This window comes from Pseudofrankia sp. EUN1h, assembly GCF_001854645.1.
In the GTDB taxonomy this organism is placed as follows: domain Bacteria; phylum Actinomycetota; class Actinomycetes; order Frankiales; family Frankiaceae; genus Pseudofrankia; species Pseudofrankia saprophytica.
In genome coordinates this window covers 171,164-193,042 of record NZ_MBLN01000045.1, presented here as the reverse complement: position 1 = coordinate 193,042, position 21,879 = coordinate 171,164, and the positions used below count along the sequence as shown (strand labels likewise).

The 21,879-nt window shown below is 72.1% G+C and carries 21 protein-coding genes; 19 read left to right on the top strand and 2 right to left on the bottom strand.

Annotation, left to right across the window (positions count from 1 at the left end):
- Positions 1-646: 646 nt before the first annotated feature.
- The 16 genes from rpsB to BCD49_RS11775 all read left to right on the top strand — a co-directional run bounded on the left by rpsB (position 647) and on the right by BCD49_RS11775 (position 17,535).
- Positions 647-1,531, top strand: coding sequence for a 30S ribosomal protein S2 (rpsB, locus tag BCD49_RS11850; RefSeq protein WP_007516704.1), 885 nt, complete (start codon positions 647-649; stop codon positions 1,529-1,531).
- A 458-nt stretch (positions 1,532-1,989) separates the two neighbouring features.
- Positions 1,990-2,604 carry a translation elongation factor Ts gene (locus BCD49_RS11845; protein ID WP_007516706.1) on the top strand — a complete coding sequence of 205 codons (615 nt, stop codon included), beginning with the start codon at positions 1,990-1,992 and terminating at the stop codon, positions 2,602-2,604.
- Positions 2,605-2,983: 379 nt separating this feature from the next.
- Complete coding sequence (gene pyrH, locus BCD49_RS11840; RefSeq protein ID WP_007516709.1) at positions 2,984-3,763, top strand: UMP kinase; 780 nt, start codon at positions 2,984-2,986, stop codon at positions 3,761-3,763.
- On the top strand, positions 3,760-4,317 hold the full coding sequence (gene frr, locus BCD49_RS11835) for a ribosome recycling factor (RefSeq protein WP_007516711.1): 558 nt from the start codon (positions 3,760-3,762) through the stop codon (positions 4,315-4,317). Before pyrH ends, frr begins: the two co-directional genes overlap by 4 nt.
- A 164-nt stretch (positions 4,318-4,481) precedes the next feature.
- Positions 4,482-5,594 (top strand): phosphatidate cytidylyltransferase, encoded by a 1,113-nt coding sequence (locus tag BCD49_RS11830; protein ID WP_007516713.1) that lies wholly within the window; start codon positions 4,482-4,484, stop codon positions 5,592-5,594.
- A 58-nt stretch (positions 5,595-5,652) separates the two neighbouring features.
- Positions 5,653-6,987, top strand: coding sequence for a 23S rRNA (adenine(2503)-C(2))-methyltransferase RlmN (gene rlmN / locus BCD49_RS11825; protein WP_083401392.1), 1,335 nt, complete (start codon positions 5,653-5,655; stop codon positions 6,985-6,987).
- Positions 6,974-8,392: an alpha/beta hydrolase family esterase gene (locus BCD49_RS11820; RefSeq protein ID WP_071041479.1), complete on the top strand. Its 1,419-nt coding sequence runs from the start codon at positions 6,974-6,976 to the stop codon at positions 8,390-8,392. Before rlmN ends, BCD49_RS11820 begins: the two co-directional genes overlap by 14 nt.
- A 108-nt stretch (positions 8,393-8,500) precedes the next feature.
- Positions 8,501-9,730, top strand: coding sequence for a 1-deoxy-D-xylulose-5-phosphate reductoisomerase (gene dxr, locus BCD49_RS11815; protein WP_027141227.1), 1,230 nt, complete (start codon positions 8,501-8,503; stop codon positions 9,728-9,730).
- Positions 9,730-10,908, top strand: coding sequence for a M50 family metallopeptidase (locus tag BCD49_RS11810; protein ID WP_007519463.1), 1,179 nt, complete (start codon positions 9,730-9,732; stop codon positions 10,906-10,908). The genes dxr and BCD49_RS11810 overlap by 1 nt, the downstream gene beginning before the upstream one ends.
- 72 nt (positions 10,909-10,980) lie before the next feature.
- The gene (gene ispG, locus BCD49_RS11805) at positions 10,981-12,135 is read left to right on the top strand and encodes a flavodoxin-dependent (E)-4-hydroxy-3-methylbut-2-enyl-diphosphate synthase (protein WP_007519461.1); all 1,155 of its coding nucleotides are present in this window, start codon (positions 10,981-10,983) and stop codon (positions 12,133-12,135) included.
- Positions 12,136-12,154: 19 nt separating this feature from the next.
- Entirely contained in the window at positions 12,155-13,006 is an 852-nt protein-coding gene (locus BCD49_RS11800) for a GNAT family N-acetyltransferase (RefSeq protein WP_007519459.1), read from the top strand.
- A gap of 200 nt (positions 13,007-13,206) precedes the next feature.
- Positions 13,207-14,271 (top strand): sulfate ABC transporter substrate-binding protein, encoded by a 1,065-nt coding sequence (locus BCD49_RS11795; RefSeq protein WP_007519457.1) that lies wholly within the window; start codon positions 13,207-13,209, stop codon positions 14,269-14,271.
- Complete coding sequence (gene cysT, locus BCD49_RS11790) at positions 14,268-15,125, top strand: sulfate ABC transporter permease subunit CysT (protein WP_071041478.1); 858 nt, start codon at positions 14,268-14,270, stop codon at positions 15,123-15,125. Before BCD49_RS11795 ends, cysT begins: the two co-directional genes overlap by 4 nt.
- Positions 15,118-16,053, top strand: coding sequence for a sulfate ABC transporter permease subunit (locus tag BCD49_RS11785; protein WP_007519454.1), 936 nt, complete (start codon positions 15,118-15,120; stop codon positions 16,051-16,053). The genes cysT and BCD49_RS11785 overlap by 8 nt, the downstream gene beginning before the upstream one ends.
- On the top strand, positions 16,050-16,985 hold the full coding sequence (locus BCD49_RS11780) for a sulfate/molybdate ABC transporter ATP-binding protein (protein WP_007519452.1): 936 nt from the start codon (positions 16,050-16,052) through the stop codon (positions 16,983-16,985). Before BCD49_RS11785 ends, BCD49_RS11780 begins: the two co-directional genes overlap by 4 nt.
- Positions 16,986-17,079: 94 nt before the next feature.
- Positions 17,080-17,535: an RrF2 family transcriptional regulator gene (locus tag BCD49_RS11775; RefSeq protein WP_007519451.1), complete on the top strand. Its 456-nt coding sequence runs from the start codon at positions 17,080-17,082 to the stop codon at positions 17,533-17,535.
- Positions 17,536-17,547: 12 nt separating this feature from the next.
- Here the strand turns inward: BCD49_RS11775 and BCD49_RS11770 are convergent, their stop codons facing one another.
- Both BCD49_RS11770 and BCD49_RS11765 read right to left on the bottom strand, forming a co-directional pair.
- Positions 17,548-18,063, bottom strand: coding sequence for a DUF4439 domain-containing protein (locus BCD49_RS11770; protein ID WP_007519450.1), 516 nt, complete (start codon positions 18,061-18,063; stop codon positions 17,548-17,550).
- Positions 18,064-18,160: 97 nt separating this feature from the next.
- Positions 18,161-18,775, bottom strand: a complete 615-nt coding sequence (locus tag BCD49_RS11765) for a hypothetical protein (RefSeq protein WP_007519449.1) — start codon at positions 18,773-18,775, stop codon at positions 18,161-18,163.
- A gap of 378 nt (positions 18,776-19,153) precedes the next feature.
- Between BCD49_RS11765 and rimP the strand changes: the two genes are divergently transcribed.
- Genes rimP through BCD49_RS40535 form a run of 3 tightly spaced genes read left to right on the top strand, consistent with a single transcriptional unit; the run spans position 19,154 to position 21,685 of the window.
- The gene (gene rimP / locus BCD49_RS11760; protein ID WP_007519448.1) at positions 19,154-20,176 is read left to right on the top strand and encodes a ribosome maturation factor RimP; all 1,023 of its coding nucleotides are present in this window, start codon (positions 19,154-19,156) and stop codon (positions 20,174-20,176) included.
- A complete protein-coding gene (nusA, locus tag BCD49_RS11755) occupies positions 20,173-21,333 on the top strand; it encodes a transcription termination factor NusA (RefSeq protein ID WP_007519447.1) in 1,161 nt (386 codons plus the stop codon). Before rimP ends, nusA begins: the two co-directional genes overlap by 4 nt.
- Entirely contained in the window at positions 21,254-21,685 is a 432-nt protein-coding gene (locus BCD49_RS40535; protein WP_335341686.1) for a YlxR family protein, read from the top strand. Before nusA ends, BCD49_RS40535 begins: the two co-directional genes overlap by 80 nt.
- Positions 21,686-21,879: the final 194 nt, after the last annotated feature.

The window sequence follows — 21,879 nt, the reverse complement described above, 5'->3', positions numbered from 1 at the left end:
GGGCTGGGGCCATGGGCACTCCTACGGCTGGGCGACGGTCCTCTACGGCTGGGCGGCGGCCCTCGGAGCGACCGGGGGCGGGAGGCGCGGTGTGGAGGACCGGACCCCGCCCCCGGCCGCCGTGCGCCGGCCCGGGGGCGTCGTCGGCCGGCCCGGCACACGATGGGCGCCGGGAACGCGGCGCGCCAGCGCGAGCCGGGCGTCTGTGGATAAGCCGGATCCTGTGGGTAACCGCCGCATGTTTGGCGTCCGGACGTCCAGTCGAGGATCTCCATGGGCGGATCGACCCGCATCTCAGCCCACTTGGCGCCCACAGGCATGGCGGCCGAGCGGGCTCTCGGCCCGGCCGAGTATCATCAGCGATGGAGTTCCGCAAGGAGCTCACTTCGCACGCCTGCTCCTGGCGGGCGCGGCAGGCCATGGTCGTCCTGTCGATGTCGTGTCTCGATGTCGTCGGTCGATTGCCGACGGTCTACTCGCGCCCATCGCCGCCCGGCCCGTTGGCCGGGCCGGCCAGGAGGGCTCCCTCGGTCCGTCGCCTTGCGACGGTAGGGGCCTATCGGGCGTCAGGGGGCCGCCGGCACCAGCCGCGGCCGACAACCGAGACGATCCGGCCCCGTGGGCCGGATGGGAAGGAGCGGCGGTCATGGCCGTCGTCACTATGAGGCAGCTGCTTGAGAGCGGCGTGCACTTTGGGCACCAGACCAAGCGCTGGAACCCGAAGATGAAGCGCTACATCCTCACCGAGCGCAATGGCATCTACATCATCGACCTGCAGCAGACGCTGTCCTACATCGACCGCGCCTATGACTTCGTCAAGGAGACGGTCGCGCACGGCGGAACGGTGCTGTTCATCGGCACCAAGAAGCAGGCGCAGGAGGCGGTCGAGGAGCAGGCTCGCCGAGTCGGGATGCCGTACGTCAAGGAGCGTTGGCTCGGCGGCATGCTGACCAACTTCTCCACGGTCTACAAGCGCCTGCAGCGGCTCAAGGAGCTCGAGGAGATCGAGCTGACCGGCGGCACCGAGGTGCGCACGAAGAAGGAGCAGCTCGTGCTGAGCCGGGAGAAGGCGAAGCTCGAGCGCACCCTCGGCGGCATCCGGGACATGGCCCGTGTGCCCAGCGCGGTCTGGATCGTCGACACCAAGAAGGAGCACATCGCCGTCGGGGAGGCGCGCAAGCTCAACATCCCCGTCGTCGCGATCCTGGACACCAACTGCGACCCGGACGAGGTCGACTACCCGATCCCGGGCAACGACGACGCGATCCGCAGCGCCGCGCTGCTCACCCGGGTGGTCGCGGACGCGGTCGGAGCCGGCCTGATGGCCCGCGCCGGCGCGAGCGCGACCGACGCCAAGCCCGAGCAGCTCGCGACCGACGAGCCGCTGACCGAGTGGGAGCAGGAGGTTCTGCGCCGCGACGCCGAGGTTCCGGCTGAGGCGCCGGCCGAGGCTCCGGTCGAGGCATCGGCTGAGGTCCCGGCCGAGGTTCCGGCCGAGGCCGTCCAGGACACCGTCGGCTCCTCCGTCTGAGACTGGCGCGGGCGGCGTTTCGCTCGCGGGCGGGCTCTCCGGTCCCTGTCTGATCGGCAATGCCGATCAGACAGGGACCGACCTACGCGGTCAGCGGACCCGACTCCGCGGGCACTCGGGGGCACTTTCCTTTTCCGGTCGGTTGGCCGTTTCCGTGGCCTATCAGCCCCAGCAGGAACCGGGGCGGCAGGTCCGACCACCAGCCATACGCTCCGCCGTGGACGCGCGCGGTGCGCGGTGTTTCAGGACGGGCACGCCAGTTCGTCGCGGGCCGGGGGAGGGCGTGGCGCCCCGCGCAGGCTCGTTTGGGCTGGCCTTGCCCGCCCAACGACGATGCCGGCCGTGGTAGCTGCCCCGGCCGCGGTCATCTACCTGAACCGCAATCAGTGCAGGAGGGCGCGAAGCGCCCGACGACGGGTGCACAGGCGCCCGTCACACCCAGAACGGGACGAAAGACGATGGCACAGATCACTGCCGGCGAAATCCGCAAGCTCCGCGAGGTAACCGGCGCCGGGATGAGCGACGTCAAGAAGGCGCTCGTCGACCACGACGGCGACTTCGAGAAGGCGAAGGCCTGGCTGCGCGAGAAAGGCCTCGCGGGCGTCGCCAAGCGGTCCGGCCGCTCGACGGCCAACGGCCTGGTCGACTCCTACCTGCACCGCACCGACCCGCAGCTCCCGCCGACCATCGGGGTGCTCGTCGAGCTGCGCTGCGAGACGGACTTCGTGGCCAAGACCGATCAGTTCCAGCAGCTTGCCCGCGACATCGCGCAGCACATCGCGGCCGCCGACCCGCTGTACGTGACCGCGGACGCGATCCCGAACGAGGTCCTCGAGCAGGAGCGGCGGATCTACGAGACCGCCGCCCGCGAGGAGGGCAAGCCGGAGCCCGCGATCGCCAAGATCGTCGAGGGCAAGCTGAACGGCTACCGGAAGAGCGTGGCGCTCCTCGACCAGCCGTGGGTGAAGGACAACAAGACCAGCATCGGCGCGCTCGTCGAGGAGGCCGGCGCCTCCCTCGGCGAGAAGATCGAGATCGGGCGCTTCGCCCGCTTCAACATCCGCCAGGCATAGGACGGACGAGGCGGTCGCGTGACAGACGCTCCGCGCCCGATCGGGCTGGCTCCGGGTCAGTGCCAGAGCCGGGTTGATCCTCGCAAGGGCATGGGGCCGGTCTGAGGTTGAGGCGCCCCTCACCGGTGGGCCGCCGATCTGGCGGCTCACCGGGTCCGACCGCGTCGCCAGTCGCGCGCGGTGTCTGGTGCGCCAATCCCGCTGGAGTGGACGGGGCGACCTGCCGCTGGTGGGACCGGGCCGCCGATGACGGCCCTGGATGGGGCAGACTGGCAGTCAGACGACCTCCGGCCGAACATCCCGGCCGCTGGCGCGGCCAAAGGAGGCGCGATGTCCCGAACGCGCACCTCCGGCGGCCCCTTTGGGGAGAGGGCCACCCGTGATCGATCAAGCCGAGGTGGCCACCGGGCCTGAGAGCACCGAGCCCAGGTGGCCGCGTGTCCTGCTCAAACTCTCCGGCGAGGCGTTCGCCGGCGGGGACCAGCTGGGCATCGACCCCGTGACCGTCTCGACGATCGCGCGGCAGGTCGCGCACGTGGCCCGATCGGGCATCGAGGTCGCGATCGTTGTCGGCGGGGGCAACATGTTCCGGGGCCAGGCGCTCGCCGAACGTGGGATGGACCGAGCCAGGGCCGACTACATGGGCATGCTCGGCACGGTCATCAACTGCCTCGCCCTGGCCGACTTCCTCGAGCGTGAGGGCGCCGTCACCCGAGTCCAGACGGCGATCGCCATGGGCCAGGTCGCGGAGCCCTATCTGCCGTTGCGCGCAATCCGGCACCTGGAGAAGGGCCGGGTCGTCATCTTCGGAGCCGGCCTGGGCGCCCCGTTCTTCTCGACCGACACCACCGCCGCGCAGCGGGCACTGGAGGTCAAGGCCCAGGCTGTGTTGAAGGCGACGAAGGTGGACGGTGTCTACGACGCCGACCCGCAGACCAACCCCGGCGCGGTGCGCTTCGACACGCTCACCTACGGGGAGGTTCTGAATCGTGGGCTGAAGGTCATGGACGCCACGGCGATCAGCCTCTGCATGGACAACGCCATGCCGATCGTCGTCTTCGACCTGCTGACCGAAGGGAACATCTCGCGAGCCGTGCGAGGTGAGAAGATCGGGACTCTGGTCAGTGTCGATGCCTACGGAACGGAAGGACAGCGGTGATCGACGACACACTCCTCGAGGCCGAGGAGAAGATGGACAAGGCCGTCTCGGTCGCCAAGGACGACTTCGCCAACATCCGGACGGGTCGCATCACGCCCGCCGTGTTCTCGAAGATCGTCGTTGACTACTACGGCGCGCCCACCCCCGTTCAGCAGCTGGCATCGTTCCACATCCCTGAGCCCCGCATGGTCATCATCACGCCGTATGACAAGTCGTCGGTGGGCGCCGTCGAGAAGGCGATCCGTGACTCCGACCTCGGTGTGAACCCGAGCAACGACGGCTCGATCATCCGGGTGGTCTTCCCCGAGCTCTCCGAGCAGCGCCGGCGCGACCTGGTCAAGGTGGCCCGTGGCAAGGCCGAGGACGCCAAGATCAGCATCCGCAACGTGCGTCGGCATGCCAAGGAGGCACTGGACCGGATCGTCCGGGACGGGGAGGCCGGCGAGGACGACGGCCGCAGGGCGGAGAAGGACCTGGACGAAGCGACGCATCGCTATGTCGCCCAGATCGACGAGCTGCTCAAGACCAAGGAATCCGACCTCCTGTCGGTCTGAGCGCTTCCTGCCGGCTGAGCGGGCATCGGGCGACACCGCCCGATGCCTCCGATCCGCGCCGACGAATCCGAGGGAATGTTCCGCCACGGGCTCCCGGTGGCCCATGATGCCTGGCTGGGGGACCATCCCCCAGACCAACGACGCGAGGTCAGCGAAGGGGCGAGGTGAGCGAAGGTCTGCGCGCCACGGCGCCGGCCGACGGGCTGGGCCAGAAAGCCTCCCCCAGCTCGCTGCTCCGCGCCAGCGGGCCCGTCGGCGAGCCGATGGCGACCGATGGGTCCGTCGGTGAGCCGGCCGCGTCCCCCGCGGCGGACGACGCCGTCATGAGACCACCGGCCGCGGACGACCCTTCCCCCACGGACCACGACCCGTCCCCCGAGAACCAGGCGGGACGGACAGAGCGGGCCAGGCCGGCCGGACCGGGCGGGTCGGCCGACGAGCCGGCCCCGTCGTCCCGGCGGCGGATCAGGGCCGGCCGCAACCTGCGCGCGGCCATCGCCGTCGGCGTCCTGCTTGGCGCGCTGATCCTGGTACCGCTGTTCACCGTCAAGGCCGGGTTCATCGGCGTCGTCTGCGTCGCCGTCGCGATCGGAACCTTCGAGGTCGTGCGGGCGCTGCGGCTCGCGGGGCTGCGGCCGCCGCTGGCACCGCTCCTCGCCGGCGCCGTGGCGATGCCGATCGCCGCCTACGCCGGCGGTCCCGGCGCGCTGGTCGGCGCGCTCGCGCTCACCGTGCTGCTCGCCGTGGCGGTCCGTGCCCTGGGCGAGCCGGCGGGGCTGCCGGCCGACCTGGCCGCCACGATCTTCGCCGCTGTCTATGTCGGGTTCGCCGCCGGCTTCGCGGCGCTGCTGACCGCGCCCGCCGACGGCAGCTGGCGGGTGGTGGCCTTCCTCGGCACGGTCGTCGCGAGCGACATCGGCGGCTACACCGCCGGGGTGCTCTCCGGCGGGCGGCACAAGCTCGCCCCGACGGTCTCACCGGGCAAGTCCTGGGAGGGTTTCGCCGGCTCCGCGACCGCCTGCGTCGTCGTCGCGAGCGTGGTCGTCAGCTGGCCGCTGGGCGGCCACGTCTGGCAGGGGGTGATTCTCGGGCTTGCCGCCGTGTGCACCGCCACGGTCGGCGACCTCGGCGAGTCGCTGCTCAAACGGGACATCGGCATCAAGGACATGGGCAACCTCCTGCCCGGCCACGGTGGGATCATGGACAGGCTCGACTCACTGCTGTGCACCGCGCCGGTCGCCTGGCTGCTCATCACCGCCTTCCTACCCCCGGGCTAGCCTCCGCGGATCTCCTCCGGGAGCGGGCGCTGGGTCGGTTTGGCACACTGGCAGAGCTATGACAGTCACCAGAGCCGGAACTGACCAGCCCGCCGGGACCGATGGTCCAGCCGGGCAGTCGGTCGGCCTCACCCTCACACCTCGTCGGGTGAAGCCCCCACGGCACCTGGCGGACCTCTCCCGCGACGAGCGCCGCGCGGCGGCCGTCGAGCTCGGTCAGCCGGCCTTCCGGGCCGACCAGCTCGCCCGGCACTACTTCGCCCGGCTCGCCGCTCCCGGCGACACCGCCGGCATGACCGACCTGCCGACCGCCGCCCGCGACGTGCTGGCCGACGCGCTGCTGCCGAGGCTGCTGACCGCCGGCAAGACGCTGACCTGCGACGACGGCGCGACCCGCAAGACCGCGTGGCGCACCGTCGACGGCGCGACGATCGAGTCGGTGCTGATGCGCTACCCGGACCGGTCGACCGTGTGCGTCTCCAGCCAGGCCGGCTGCGGGATGGGCTGCCCGTTCTGCGCGACCGGTCAGGGCGGGCTCACGCGCAACCTGACGGTCGCCGAGATCGTCGAACAGGTCGTGGACGCCRCCAGGGTGCTTCGCCGCGGCGAACTGCCCGGCGCCGACGGGCAGCCCGGTCAGGCGGAACGCGAGACTGCCTCAGCGCCGGGTTCCGGGAGGCCGCGGGACCGGCTGTCCAACGTCGTGTTCATGGGCATGGGCGAGCCGCTCGCGAACTACCGGGCCCTGGTCACCGCGCTGCGCCGGATCAGCGACCCGGCTCCGGACGGCCTGGGGATCTCCGCCCGCGCCCTCACCGTCTCCACGGTCGGCCTCGTCCCGGCGATCGGCCGGCTCGCCCGCGAGGGGCTGCCGGTGCGGCTCGCGGTCTCCCTGCACGCTCCCGACGACGAGCTGCGCGACACCCTCGTCCCGATCAACACTCGCTGGAAGGTGGCCGAGGTGCTCGACGCCGCCTGGGAGTACGCGTCGCTGACGGGACGGCGGGTGAGCATCGAGTACGCCCTCATCGGCGGGGTCAACGACCAGCCCGAGCGGGCCGATCTGCTCGCCAGGCGCCTGGCCGGGCGACCCGCGCACGTCAACCTGATCCCGCTCAACCCGACCCGGGGATCGAGCTGGCACGCCAGCGCCGGGTCGGCCGAGCGGGAGTTCGTCGCCCGGCTGCGCGCCCGCGGGATCACCACGACCGTCCGCGACACCCGCGGCCGCGAGATCGCGGCCGCCTGCGGCCAGCTCGCCGCCGACGACACCGACGACACCGCGGGTCCCCGCCGGGCGGACCGCGCCGGCGAGGTCACCCTGGGCGTCACCGACAACCTGGAGGGCGTCCCGGGCCTCGGCGACGCCGACGTGGGCCGTGGCCTTCGATAACCCGCCCGCCAGGGGCGGCGGCGCGGGTCGCGGTGGTGCCACCGGTCGCGGCGGTGCCGCGGGCCGTGGCGGGAGCGCCGCCGCCGGCAGGCCCGTCGCCGGCCGGGGCGGCGGCGATGTCTCGGCCCGCCGGGTCCCGGCGCGCTCCTCCACCGGCCGCGGCCTGGCCAGCCGGCTCGAGTCCGGCGGGCGCGACGCCACTCCCGGCCGCGGGCACCGCGCCTCGGGGCCGCGCCGCGCGCGGGTGGCCGGCCGGGGCGGCCCGCGCGCGGGTACGTCCAGGAGCACGACGCTGGTTCCGATCGCCGCCGCCGGCATCGTGCTCCTGATGCTGCTCTGGTACGCGCTCGCGCACGACCCGTCGCGGTCGTCGGGCGAGCCGGGGGCGAACATCGCCGCCGCGGCGCGGGCGGGCCTTCCCGACGGCGGCGCGGGGGCGGCCACCGACGGGAGCGGCGGGGGAGACGGCGCGAGCGTCGTCGTGGCCTCGCCCGCTCCGAGCGGCTGCAAGACCGGCAAGACGCTGCCGGCGGGCGTGACCGCCGAGACCGTCACCGTCGGCTCGGCGAAGCGGAGCTACCTGCTCGCCGTCCCACCCGCCGCCGCGGGCGACAACCAGCCTCGGCCGGTGATCCTCAACTTCCACGGCGACGGTCAGGCACCCACCGACCTGGAGGCCTACACCGGCCTGGCCGGCGAGGCGACGAAGCGTGGCTACGTCGTCGTCGTCCCGGCCGGGGTCGACAAGCGGTGGAACTTCATCCGGTCGAGCGCCGTCGGGCCGGATGACGTGGCGTTCGTCGCCGCGCTGCTGAACGACCTGCGCGGCCGCGGCTGCCTCGCCGACGACCGGGTCTTCGCCACCGGGTTCGGGGACGGCGCCGACATGGCGGTGGCCGCGAGCTGCGCGCTGCCCGGGCGGATCGCCGCGATCGTCTCCGTGGCCGGCGCCACGGTGCCGGCGAGCTGCGTGAAGACCGTCACGAACCTGCTCGAGATCCACGGCGCGGCCGACCAGATCGCCCCCTGGGACGGGGGCGGTGCGCCGCGGGCGGCCCCGTTCACCGGTGTCACCGCGCAGCCGGTGCCCGACCGTCTCCGCCGCTACGCGCAGGCCGCCGGCTGTGGCGCGGAACCCAAGGACGAGGTATTGCCCGGGCTCGGCAAGCTGACCGCCTGGACCTGCGACGGGAAGCCCGATGTCGGCGCCCTGTCGGTCACCGGCGGCGGCCACACGTGGCCCCAGGCGCAGGCACGCCCCGAGCTCGGCCCGACCGCGACGTCGTTCAGCGCGACGGTGGTCAGCCTGCTCTACTTCCAGGCCYACCCGGTGGTCGGATCGGTCGTGTCGGCGGACTCCCCGGGCATCGCCGGCTCCCTGGGCAGCGCCCTCGCCGGCGGCTGAGCCTGGCTCCCGGTTCCACACGGGGCGGGCGCGGGGTGTCATGAACCGAACAGGGGTGAACCGAACAGGCCGTCGTCGAGCCAGGGACGAGCCTGCGACAATGGACGGGTGTCGCAGCCACGGGTCGTACGTGAGGTCGTTCTGCTCGGGTCGACGGGATCAATCGGGACCCAGGCGATCGACGTGGTCCAGCGCAACCCGGACGAGTTCCGGGTCGTCGCTCTGCTCGGCGGCGGGTCGCGCGTGGAACTGCTCGCGCGGCAGGCGCTCGACCTGGGCGTCGAGGTCGTCGGGGTGTCGGCGGCCTCGGCCGTGCAGGACCTGCAGCTCGCCTTCTACGCGGAGGCGGCGAAGCGCGGCTACCGCAAGGGCGAGTTCGTCGTCCCGAAGATCCTGGGCGGCCCCGAGGCCGCGCTCGAGATCGCCGCGTGGCCGTGTGACATCGTGCTCAACGGCATCACCGGCTCCGTGGGGCTCCCGTCCACCCTTGCCGCGCTGGCGGCCGGCCGCACGGTGGCGCTCGCGAACAAGGAGTCGCTCGTCGTCGGCGGTCCGCTGGTACTCGACGCCGTCGGCGATGACCCGGACCGCCTGGTCCCGGTGGACTCGGAGCATTCCGCGCTCGCGCAGTGCCTGCGCGGCGGGCGGCGACACGAGGTGCGCAAGCTGATCCTCACCGCCTCGGGCGGGCCGTTCCGCGGCAAGAAGCGCGCGGAGCTGGAGGCGGTCACGCTGGACCAGGCGCTCGCGCACCCGACCTGGGCGATGGGCCCCGTCATCACGATCAACTCGGCGACCCTGATGAACAAGGGCCTCGAGCTGATCGAGGCACAGCTGCTGTTCGGTATTCCGTACGACGACATCGATGTCGTCGTACACCCGCAGTCGCTGGTGCACTCGATGGTCGAGTTCTACGACGGCTCGACGCTGGCCCAGGTCTCACCGCCCGACATGCGGCTGCCGATCGCGCTGGCGCTCGGCTGGCCGGAGCGGGTTCCGGAGGCCCAGCGGCCGATGGACTGGACGACCGCGCAGACCCTCAACTTCTTCCCGCTGGACACCACCGCCTTCCCGGCGGTGGGGCTCGCGCGGGAGACGGGCAAGCGTGGCGGGACCGCGCCGGCGGTCTTCAACGCCGCCAACGAGGAGGCGGTCGCCGCCTTCATCGCGGGGCGGCTGCCGTTCGTCCGGATCGTCGACGTCGTCGCGGAGGTGCTCTCGGCGCACGAGGTGATCGCCAAGCCGACCCTCGACGAGGTCTTCGCCACCGAGCGTGAGGCCCGGGCCGCCGCGAACCGGCTGATCGACCAGACGGCCAACGAGGTGGTGTCGCGGTGATGATCCTTGGCATCGTCGCCTTCGCGGTGGCGCTGCTGGTGTCGGTCTGCCTGCACGAGGCGGGCCACTTCTTCACGGCCCGGCACTACGGGATGAAGGCCTCCCGGTTCTTCGTCGGCTTCGGCCCGACCGTGTGGTCGAGCAAGCGCGGCGAAACGGAGTACGGCGTCAAGCTGGTCCCCGCCGGCGGGTTCGTGAAGATCGAGGGGATGACCCCCCTCGAGGAGATCGACCCGAACGACGTACCGCGGGCGTTCTACAACAAGCCGGCCCGGGCTCGGTTCGTGGTGATGTCCGCCGGCTCGGTGGTGCACTTCATCATCGCCATCGTGCTGATCTACACCGTCCTGATCGCGCTCGGCACGCCGAAGGTGAGCGAGAACAAGATCGGCGCGACCAGCTGCGTGTCGACCAGTACCCAGTGCTCGGGCCCCGGCCCGGCGGCCGCGGCCGGCATGGAGGTCGGCGACCGGGTGCTGTCCTTCGACGGCGTGCGGGTCACGACCTGGAAGCAGTTCACCCAGCTCGTGCGTGACCACGGCGCGGGCGCCGCGACCGTCGTCGTCGACCGGGACGGCAAGCAGGTCACGCTGCGCCCGGATCTCGTGCAGGTGCTGCGCGACCGGCAGACCGGCGCCGAGGGGTCCGACCCGGTCGGGGCCATCGGGGTGAAGCCGGGCACGGACTCCGAGCGCTACGGTCCGATCGCGGCGATCCCGCGCACCGGCGAGGTCATCTGGTCTGGCTTCACCGGGATGTACGACACGCTGACCCATCGTCTCGATGACCTGGGCAACCTGTTCAGCGACAACCGTGACCCCGCCGGATTCGTCAGCGTCGTGGGCGCCGCCCGCATCGGCGGTGATGTCGTCGCCGCGCCGGGCAGCTCCTGGCCGGACCGGATCCGCGACTTCCTGGTCCTGGTGGCGGCGATCAACCTCGCCGTCGGGATCTTCAACCTGCTGCCGCTGCTGCCGCTCGACGGCGGCCACATCGCCGTCCTGGCATTCGAGCAGGCACGGCATGGGGTGCGCCGACTGCGTGGCTACCGTGGCCCCGTGAAACGGGTGGACTTCGCCAAGCTGTTACCAGCCACGTACGCGACGGTCGTCGTGTTGCTCGGGTTCAGCCTGCTCATCCTGTCCGCCGACATCGTCAACCCGATCCGTCTGCAGTGACCCGCGAGGCGCGCCGCTCCGGGCATCGGTCTGCCGTGCGCCCAATCGCATCCATATCCCAGTGAGGACAAAGTGACCGTTACTCTGGGCATGCCACAGGCTCCGGCCCGTCCGCTCGGCAAACGTCGGGTGAGCCGGCAGATCAAGGTTGGCAGCGTCCTGGTCGGCGGCGACGCGCCGGTCTCGGTGCAGTCGATGTGCACGACGCTGACCGCCGACGTGAACGCGACGCTGCAGCAGATCGCGGAGCTCACCGCCTCGGGCTGCCAGATCGTCCGGGTCGCCGTGCCAAGCCAGGACGACGCCGACGCGCTCGCCGCGATCGCCCGCAAGTCGCCGATCCCGGTGATCGCCGACATCCACTTCCAGCCGAAGTACGTCTTCGCCGCGATCGACGCGGGCTGCGCGGCCGTCCGGGTGAACCCGGGCAACATCAAGGCGTTCGACGACAAGATCGGCGAGATTGCCCGCCGGGCTGGTGCGGCCGGCATCCCGATCCGCATCGGCGTCAACGCCGGTTCGCTCGACAAGCGGCTGCTCGCCAAGTACGGCAAGGCGACGCCGGAGGCGCTGACCGAGTCGGCGCTGTGGGAGTGCTCGCTGTTCGAGGAGCACGACTTCCGGGACATCAAGATCTCGGTCAAGCACCACGACCCGGTCGTCATGATCGCGGCCTACCGGATGTTGGCGGAGCGCTGCGACTACCCGCTGCACCTGGGGGTCACCGAGGCCGGCCCGCAGTTCCAGGGCACGATCAAGTCGGCCGTCGCGTTCGGAGCACTGCTCGCCGAGGGCATCGGCGACACCCTGCGAGTGTCGCTGTCGGCCCCGCCGGTCGAGGAGGTCAAGGTCGGCACGGCGATCCTCGAGTCGCTTGGCCTACGCGACCGCCGGCTCGAGATCGTCTCCTGCCCGTCCTGCGGGCGCGCCCAGGTCGACGTCTACACGCTGGCCAACCAGGTCGCCGCCGGTCTGGAGGGCATGGAGGTCCCGCTGCGCGTAGCCGTCATGGGCTGCGTCGTCAACGGCCCCGGCGAGGCCCGCGAGGCCGACCTCGGTGTCGCCTCCGGCAACGGCAAGGGCCAGATCTTCGTCCGCGGCGAGGTCGTCAAGACCGTGCCCGAGGCGCAGATCGTCGAGACGCTGATCGAAGAGGCCATGCGTCTCGCCGAGGAGATGGAGACCGCGGGCGTCGCCTCCGGCGAACCCTCCGTCTCCGTCGCCTAGCCGCGGATCATGATGCTGGATGGGTCTGCCACTACGGTCTAGCCCGGTCCGGCTGCTCGACGACCGCGACCTGCCCGCGGTCCGTCAGCTGCTGGCCCGGGACCCGGTCACCGACGTGTTCGTCGCGTCCCGGGTGGAGGCCTGTGGGCTCGACCCGTGGCGGCTGGGCGCGGAGGTCTGGGGACACGTCGTCGACGGCAGGATCGCCGCGCTGTGCTATTCGGGCGCGAACCTGTGGCCGGTCGGTGCCGGTGCCGCGTCCGTTCGGCTGTTCGCCGAACGGGCCCGCCGGTCCGGCCGGCGCTGCTCGTCGATCGTCGGCGAGGCTGGCGCGGTGGCCGAGCTGTGGGGTCACCTGGAGCCTTTCTGGGGGCCGGCTCGCGAGGTGCGGGGCGAGCAGCCGTTACTGGTGATCGAAGGGTCGCCGCTGGTCGCCCCCGACCCGTGCGTTCGGCTGGTACGCCCGGACGAGCTGGACATCCTGATGCCGGCAAGCATCGCGATGTTCACCGAGGAGATCGGCGTGTCGCCGATCCTCGCTGACGGCGGCGCGCTCTACCGCGCCCGCGTCGCGGAGTTCGTCGGGCAGCGCCGCTCGTTCGCGCGGATCGAGGACGGGCAGGTGCTGTTCAAGGCCGAGATCGGCGCGATCGCCGGCGGGGTGAGCCAGGTGCAGGGCGTCTGGGTCGCGCCGCGGCTGCGCGGCCGCGGGCTCGGCGCCGCCGGCACGGCGAGCGTCGTGGCGCTGGCGCAGGCGATGTACGCGCCGGTCGTCAGCCTGTACGTCAACGACTTCAACCTGCCCGCCCGCCGCGCCTACGAGCGGGTGGGCTTCAGCCGCGTCGGCACCTTCGCGTCGATCCTGTTTTAGATCTTCGCTCCCCGCTGGGGGCCTCTCAACTCTATTCTCGATAAAGCCCATCGAGAAAACGGAAAGTTTGTTACTCGTCCGTGTTGCGGATGCAACAAGGTGTTGGTCATGGTGTGCCCGGTCTGGCATGCTGTCGTTCCCGACAAGTCCGATCGACTTGCCTGTAGCGTTGCGGTGTGTACGTCCGGGGAGGACCAGATATGAAGCCGAGTAGGCTGTGGCGCAGTGCGCCCTTGATCGCTGCTGGTGCGGCGCTCGCGCTGGCGGTGACCGCCTGCGGCGGTGACTCCGGGGGAAGCGACGACGCTGGGGCGAGTGCCAGTGCGGGAGCCGGCGCGGGAGCCAACGCGGGCCAGTCGGTCGCGATCGTGGGGTATTCGGTTCCGAAGCCGGCCTACGACGAGCTGCAGGACGCGTTCGTCAAGACGGACGCGGGCAAGGGTGTGAAGTTCTCGGAGACCTTCGGGGCGAGCGGCACCGTGAGCAAGTCGGTGGCCAGCGGCCAGAAGGCCGACTTCGTGACCTTTTCTCTCGACCCGGACATGACTCGCCTGGTGCCGAAGTTCGTGGCCGAGGACTGGAACGCGGACAGCACGAAGGGTCAGATCTCGAACTCGGTCGTGGTGATCGCGGTGCGCAAGGGGAACCCGCTGCACATCACCGGCTGGGATGACCTGATCAAGCCAGGCGTGAAGATCGTCACGCCGGACCCGGCCTCGTCCGGCTCGGCGAAGTGGAACATCCTCGCGGCCTACACCCACACCCTGGCCGAGGGCGGCACGGACGCGCAGGCCCAGGAGTACCTGACGTCCTTCTTCAAGAACGTGGTGAGCAAGCCCGCGAGCGGCGCGGAGGCCACCACCACGTTCACCCAGGGCACCGGCGACGTGCTGCTCTCCTACGAGAACGAGGCCATCGGCGCCCGGCAGAAGGGTGTCGACCTCGACTACGTCATCCCCAAGGAAACCTTCCTGATCGAGAACCCGGCCGCGGTGACCGTGTCCGCCTCGCCGGCGGCCAAGGCGTTCCTGGCATACGCCAAGAGTGACGAGGGCCAGGCGATCTTCGCCAGCCACGGCTTCCGCCCGACGGACAAGAACGCGACCATCGGCACCGTCGAGGGCGCGAACGATCCCTCCAAGCCGTTCCCGACCATCGAGAAGCTGACCACCATCACGGACCTCGGTGGCTGGAGCAAGGTCAACAAGGAGTTCTTCGACGCCGACAACGGCATCGTGACGAAGATCGAGAACGCCACCGGATGAGCACTGTGGTGGAGCCGGCGACGGCGGCTTCACCGGCTCGTTCCCGGGCCGCGCGGGACGCCTCTGGCGCCGCGCGGCTCGGGCCCGGGTCGGGGCTTGGGCTGGGCGTGGCGGTCCTGTGGCTGAGCCTGCTGGTGCTGATCCCCTTGGCGGCGGTCGTCGCGCGGGGGTTCACCGGTGGGTGGTCCGGCTTCTGGGACAACATCACCGACCCCAGTGCCGTGAGAGCGCTGCGCCTGACGGTGGTCAGCTCACTGCTGGTGGCCGCGATCAATGCCGTGATGGGAACGCTGCTGGCCTGGGTGCTGGTGCGTGACCCCTTCCCCGGTCGGCGACTCGTCGACGTGATCATCGATATTCCGTTCGCGCTGCCGACCATCGTCGCCGGGCTGGTGCTGCTCGCCGTGTACGGCACCAACAGCCCGGTCGGCGTCCACCTGCTCGGCACCCAGCGGGCGATCGTGCTCGGGCTGCTCTTCGTGACGCTTCCGTTCGCGGTGCGGTCGGTCCAGCCGGTACTCATGGCGCTGGACACCGAGGTCGAACAGRCCGCCGCCTGCCTCGGCGCGTCGCCGTTCACGATCTTCCGACGGGTCGTGCTGCCGGTGCTGCTGCCGGCGATCGCGTCGGGGGCGACGCTGGCGTTCGCCCGGGCGATGGGCGAGTACGGCTCGGTGCTACTGATCTCCGGCGGCCTCAGCCGTACCAAGGTGTCCTCGATGTACGCCTACCAGAAGATCGAGAACTTCGACTTCCCCGCTGCCGCGGCGACCGCGACCGTCCTGCTGGCGGTCAGCCTGCTCGTGATCGTCGGCCTCGACCTGCTGCAGCGCGCGGCGGCCCGCCGTGGGTAACCGCCGTTCCACCCGCCTCGGGCTGCGCACCGTCGCGCTGCTCTACGTCGGGGTCCTGGTGCTGGTCCCGCTGGTGGTCGTGACCTGGAAGACGGTGAGCCCCGGGCCGGCGGCCTTCTGGTCGGCCATCAGCTCCGACCAGGCGGTGACCGCCTTCCGGCTGACCGCCGAGATCGCGCTCGCCTCGGTCGCGCTCAACGCCGTGTTCGGCGTGGGCCTCGGGCTGCTGATCACCCGCTACCGCTTCCCCGGGCGCCGGCTGCTGAGCGCGCTCGCCGACCTGCCGCTCTCGGTCTCGCCGATCGTGGTGGGCCTCGCGCTGGTGCTGGTCTACGGCCCGGTCGACGGCTGGTTCGGCAGCACCCTGCACAACGCCGGCATCGAGATCATCTTCTCGCTGCCCGGCATGATCCTCGCGACGACCTTCGTCTCGTTCCCGCTGGTCCTGCGCGAGGTGGTCCCCGTCCTCGCGGAGGAGGGCATCGAGCAGGAGCAGGCCGCCCGGGTGCTGGGCGCCAGCGCCTGGCAGCGCTTCCTGCGGATCACGCTGCCGATCATCCGGCCCGCGCTGCTGTACGGGATCGTGCTGAGCCTGGCCCGCTCGATCGGGGAGTACGGCGCCGTGCTGGTGGTGTCCGGCAACGTCAGCGGCGAGAACCAGACCCAGACCGTGCCGCTGCTGGTCGGTGAACGGGTCCAGCAGCTCGAACCAGGGGCCTTCCAGCTGGCGTTCCTGCTCATCGTCGTCACCGTGCTCGTCATCGTGCTCGTGTTCCTCCGCCGGCGCGAGAACGAGTCGAAGCACAGCGGGCCACCGGCCGTGGTGCCGGATGACCTCGCCCTTTCGGCCGACCCCGCGCCGGCCGCCCTCGCGCTGAACAACGTCGCGTCGAACGACGTCGAACTGGACAAAGGTGGGCTCAGGTGAGCATCGAGGTCAGCTCGGTCGGCAAGCGGTTCGGCAGCTTCGTCGCGCTCGACGACGTCGACCTGACCGTGGCGGACGGGCGGCTGACCGCGCTCCTGGGCCCCAGCGGCGGCGGCAAGTCCACCCTGCTGCGCATCATCGGCGGCCTCGAGCAGCCGGACTCGGGCACCGTCCGGATCAACGGCCAGGACGCCACCCGCCTCCCGCCGCAGCGCCGCAACGTCGGCTTCGTGTTCCAGCACTACGCGGCCTTCAAGCACCTGACGGTCTACCGCAACGTCGCCTTCGGCCTGGAGATCCGCAAGCGTCCCAAGGCCGAGATCCGCGCGCGGGTGCAGGAACTGCTGGCCCTGGTCCACCTGGAGCAGTTCGCCGACCGGCTGCCCGAGCAGCTCTCCGGCGGGCAGCGCCAGCGCATGGCCCTGGCCCGCGCCCTCGCGGTCGAGCCGACCGTGCTCCTGCTAGACGAGCCGTTCGGTGCCCTGGACGCCCAGGTCCGCAAGGAGCTGCGCGACTGGCTGAGGCGCCTGCACGACGAGGTGCACGTCACCACGATCTTCGTCACCCACGACCAGGAGGAGGCCCTCGAGGTCGCCGACGAGCTCGTGGTCATCAACCAGGGCCGCATCGAGCAGGTCGGCAGCCCCGCCGACGTCTACGACAAGCCCGCGAACGACTTCGTCATGGGCTTCCTCGGCCCCGTCACCCGTCTCGCCGGTCGGCTGGTCCGCCCGCACGACCTGGAGATCTTCACGTCCGACACCCCCGACACCACGTCCGCCGAGGTCGCCGGCCTGCAGCGCATCGGTTACGAGGTCCGGGCCACGCTGGACACCGGGGCCGAGCAGCCCTGGGCACAGCTCACCCGTGGGCAGGCCGAGGACCTCCAGCTCGCGCTCGGCCAGCGCGTCTGGGTCCGCGCCGCCCGTTGAAAGAGGCGCGGGCCGGGAGCCGGCAAGGCCCCGCCCACGCTCCCGGCGGCCCCCGCTGTGGGCGTGGTCGCGGGCGGAGCGGCAAGATGGAGTCATGCAGATCTCCGCGCGCGCCGACTACGCCCTGCGCGCACTGCTGACCCTGGCCGCCAGCGACGGCGGCCTGGTCAAGGGCGAAACGCTTGCCTTGGCGCAGGACCTGCCGCTGCGGTTCCTCGAGAACATCCTGACCGACCTGCGACGCAGCGGTCTGGTGAGCAGCCGGCGCGGAGCGGACGGTGGCTACCAGCTCGCCAGACCGGCCCACGAGATCGACGTGGCGACCGTGATCAGGGCCACCGACGGGCCGCTGGCCGGCGTGCGCGGGCGCCGGCCGGAAGAGGTGTCGTACGAGGGTGCGGCCAAGAACCTGCAGGACGTCTGGATCGCCGTCCGGGTGAGTCTGCGCCAGGTGCTGGAGGCGGTGACCCTGGCGGACATCGCGACCGGCGACCTGCCCGACATCGTCCGCGAGCGCGGCCGGGCGCCGGGCGCCTGGTCCAGGCGCTGAGGCCGGGCGGGGTCAGGACCGGCCCGGGAGGGCCTTGACCGCGGTCGCGGGAGCCAGGCCGGCGGTCAGCCGGGCGCGCTGGGCGCGCCCCGCCGCCTGCGCGAGCGCGTCGACGACGAGCTCGCGGGCCCGGCCGGTGGCCGAGCCGATGGCGTCATAGGCACTCGCCGCGGTCCGGTCGTCCAGCTCGGCGAGCAGCGTGAGCGCGGCCCCCGCGCTGGCCGGGTTCACCGGCAGCGTGTAGGCGGGCTGCGACGCCGGCGGTTTCGCGCCCGCGTCGAGGAGCAACGCGATCAGCGCGTCACGTAGCTGCCGGTGCGCCGTGTAGGCGGCGGCGGCAAGGCCACGGGCATCCCGCGCGTCCACGCCCAGAGGCGCGAGCGCGCCGCCGGCGGAGGCCGCTCCGTACACGGCGGCGTGCTCGACCGCCACCAACGCCGAAAGAGCGGTGATGGCGCGCGCGTCCAGCGCCGCGCCGGGTGTGGCCTTGGCGCTGGGCGGGGTCGCCGGCCGGCTGGTCGCCACCATGGTGCCCGTCTGTCTTCCTCGTCGGTTGGGGCCGGAGTCGGCCAGGTTGGTCCGGGTTCGGGGTCGGTGCGGGTCGGGGCGGCGGGTGGGTCCGCGTTCAGCCGGCCGGGCCGGCCAGCGAGAGCAGGTCGGCATGGCAGGACTCCGCCGCGCGCAGGCTCGCGAGCAGCGGCGCGAGCCCGCTCGTCGCGGCGAGGCAGCTCGCGCGATGCGCGTCCGCCGCCGTGCGCTCGGCGGTGGCGAGCTCGGCGAGGGCGCTGGCCCTCGCCGCCGGCGAGTCGTCCGCGCCGGGCTGTGCGCCCGCACTCCCGGACGGGGAGGCACCCACAGCGGGGGCCGTGGTGGTGCCTGACGGGGTGGCCAGGGCCGTGGCGGACGGCCCACCGGGGGTGGCGCCGTCCGGGCTCGCGGTCGCCAGGGCCGGCACCTGGGCCGCGAGGGCGGCCAGATGCTGCGTGTGATGCGCCCGCAACCCGCCCAACAGCGCGGCGAGCGCGGGGTGGCGAGCGATCACGGCGTCGTAGTCAGCCAAAAGGTCGTGCTCGGTGCGCGCGGCGGCTCGCGCGGCCGCGAGATCGACCGGCGGTGGCGCGGGCGCGCCGGCCGGCCGCGACTCGGTGCAGCCGGCGATGGTCGCCAGCCCCGTCACGGCGAGCCCGGTCGCCGGCAGCGCCAGCGCGGCCCGCCTTGACGGCGCGCCGCGTACACCCACCCCACCCCCACCCACGCCTCGCAGCCAATCACACGTCGGTGCCATCGGAGTGGCCCCCCGCGCACCGACCGGGCGCGTGCCGGCGACGGGCCTGAGGCCGTCTCTCGTGGCCGTGAGCACTGACTACGGTCAGGCCGTGATTGGAGCCGCACCGCGACGGACGTAGGCTATGGATCTCGGATGAGGCTGCGGGTATCGTCGGCAGCCATCTTGATCATTGTCCCTGCTGGCGCGATGGGACAGGCATGGTGTGTCGGGCTACCGGCCACCTGGGCGGAATGACGTGGCGCCGCCCGCCCGCGGGGCATGCCAGAGTCGGGCGCTGGCCAAGTTCGGGCGCTGGTCAAGTGTTGGAATACGCGGAGAGGACTGGGCGACGTGGCACGGGACGCGGGCCGTACAGGCCGCCGGCCGCCGGGCGGTTCCGCGCGGCCTGGAAGGGCCGCGTATGCCGGGGCTGGCCAGCAGGGTTCCGGCCAGCCCGCGGCGACGCAGGCCGCCCGGCCGGCGCCGGCAGGGAAGGCGGCCTCGGCTGACAGCGTCGCGGCGCTGCGGGCCGCGGTGTGGGAACGGCTGGCCCCTGCGCTCGCCGAGGCCGGGTTCGACCTGGAGGACCTGAACCTCTCGCGGGCGGGCTCGCGCAGTGTGCTGCGGGTGGCGGTCGATCGTGACGGCGGCGTCGACCTGGACGCGGTCGCGGAGGCCAGCCGGCTGATCTCCGACCTGCTCGACCAGGTGGGCGACGAGGCGGGCCTCATCGGTGCCTACATGCTGGAGGTCACCTCTCCCGGCGTCGACCGGCCGCTCACGCTGCCGCGGCACTGGCGTCGGGCGCGTGGCCGGCTGGTGGAGGCCAGGCGCGCCGACGGCACGGCCGTGGTGGGCCGGGTTCTGGGCGCCGACGACGACGGCGCGGACCTGGCCGTGGCGGTCGGTCCCGTGCGGCGCGGGCGCCCAGTGCGAACCCAGATCGAGCGGTTGCGCTTCGCCGACGTGGCCCACGCGGTCGTGCAGATCGAGTTCGGCCATGCCGACTCCGTGCCGGACGCCGCCTCCGCGGCGGGTGGGTCTGGCGCGGCCGAGGGGCAGGCGGCGGCGGGTGAGGAACCCGACGAGGACGAGTTCGACGAGGACGAGGCGCCAGGCGAGGAGGATCACCTCGGCGCTGGCGACGACGTCTGGGACGAGGACGACGACGAGGACCTCGACGACGAGGGCCTCGACGAGGACGACGGGAATGACGACGGTGGCGGGGCCGAGGGCCCGAGGGGGCTCGAGCGGGACGCGCCCGCGGGCGGCGGCCCGGCCACCGGTAACGACCTGGGAGGGGCTCGGCGGGGCCGAGCCGGCGGAGGTCATGAGGACAGCGGCCCAAGCCCAGGTGAGGAGACAGACCGGTGAAAATCAGTGTCGCCGAGCTGCGCGGGATCGAACGGGAGTACGACCTCGCCTTCGAGACCCTGGTCGAGGCGATCGAGACAGCGTTGCTCAAGGCCTACCAGCACACGCAGGGCCCGCATGCCAGCGGCGCGGCCGAGGAGCCCCGGGTGGTCGACGCCCGGGTGGTGGTCGACCGCCAGACCGGTGAGGTGACCGTGCTGGCCAGCGAGATCCGACCGGACGGCACGGCCAGGGAGTGGGACGACACTCCCGCGGACTTCGGCCGGATCGCCCAGATGACCGCCAAACAGGTCATCATGCAGCGCCTCCGGGAGGCCAAGCAGGAGGTCACCTACGGCCAGTACGCGGACCGCGAGCACGAGATCGTCTCCGGCGTGGTGCAGCACCACGAGCAGCGCGCCGGCTCGCGGGTGGTGCTCGTCGACCTCGGCACCGTCGAGGGCGTGCTGCCGCCGGCCGAGCAGGTCGCCGGCGAGCGCCTGGAGCACGGTGACCGCATCAAGTGCTACGTGGTGCATGTGGCCCGGGGGCCGCACGGCGCGGCCGTCACGCTCTCTCGGACCCATCCCGAGCTGGTGAAGGGCTTGTTCCGGCTGGAGGTTCCCGAGGTCGCCGACGGCACCGTGGAGATCGCGGCGATCGCCCGCGAGGCCGGGCATCGCAGCAAGATCGCGGTCCGCTCGAAGGTCGCCGGAGTGAACCCCAAGGGAGCCTGCATCGGCCCGATGGGCAGCCGGGTTCGCGCCGTGATGGCCGAGCTGCACGGTGAGAAGATCGACATCGTCGACTGGTCGGCCGACCCGGCCACGTTCGTCGGCAACGCGCTCTCGCCGGCGCGGGTCTCGCGCGTCGAGGTGACCGACCTCGCCGGCCGCTCGGCGCGGGTGACCGTGCCGGACTACCAGCTCTCGCTCGCCATTGGCCGTGAGGGTCAGAACGCCCGGCTCGCCGCGCGGTTGACCAGCTGGCGGATCGACATCCATTCGGATACGGAAGGTGACAATGGTGGCGCCGGGCGACGCCCAGCGGACCCGCCGCGCCGGGCCGGAGCCGGGCCGGCGGACCTGCGGCGATCCGATGCCGCCACCTCCGCCGGGGGAGCGCCCGGACGGCGTTCGCCGGCCACGGGCGGGCAGCCTAGGGGCGCAACGGGATAGACTCGCTATGGCACGCCGTGCGGAGCCGAGCCTGACTGGTGCGACTACTGCTGTTAGGGCAACTACAGCTGTCATACGCACCTGTGTTGGTTGCCGGACCCGAGCGGCGCGGTCCGACCTGCTGCGTATCGTCGTGGTGGACGGTGTACTTCTGCCGGACACACGCCGTCGTATGCCTGGGCGGGGAGCGCACGTGCACCCCGACGCGGCATGCCTCGATCTCGCGGAGCGCCGTCGTGCGTTTCCGCGGGCGTTGCGGGTGCCTGGTCCGCTCGATCTCGAGCGGGTCCGGGCTCACGTCCAGCAGGTTCATGGTCCCGCCCGGGACGATGACGAGCCCGGACGTTGTTAGCCAGAGGGGCGATGCGCCTGGGCGGTGCCCAGGCGGTGCGTCCTGAGCAAGAGGGCGGGGGAGTGCCCTACCCGACGGGGGCGTCCCCGGATAGGCGCCGGATGACGTCGACAGGAAGCAGGTCGAGAGCGATGACCGCGCAATGAGCACGCAGCCATGATCGCGACCAGCAGGTAACGAGGTCACGCGGGCGC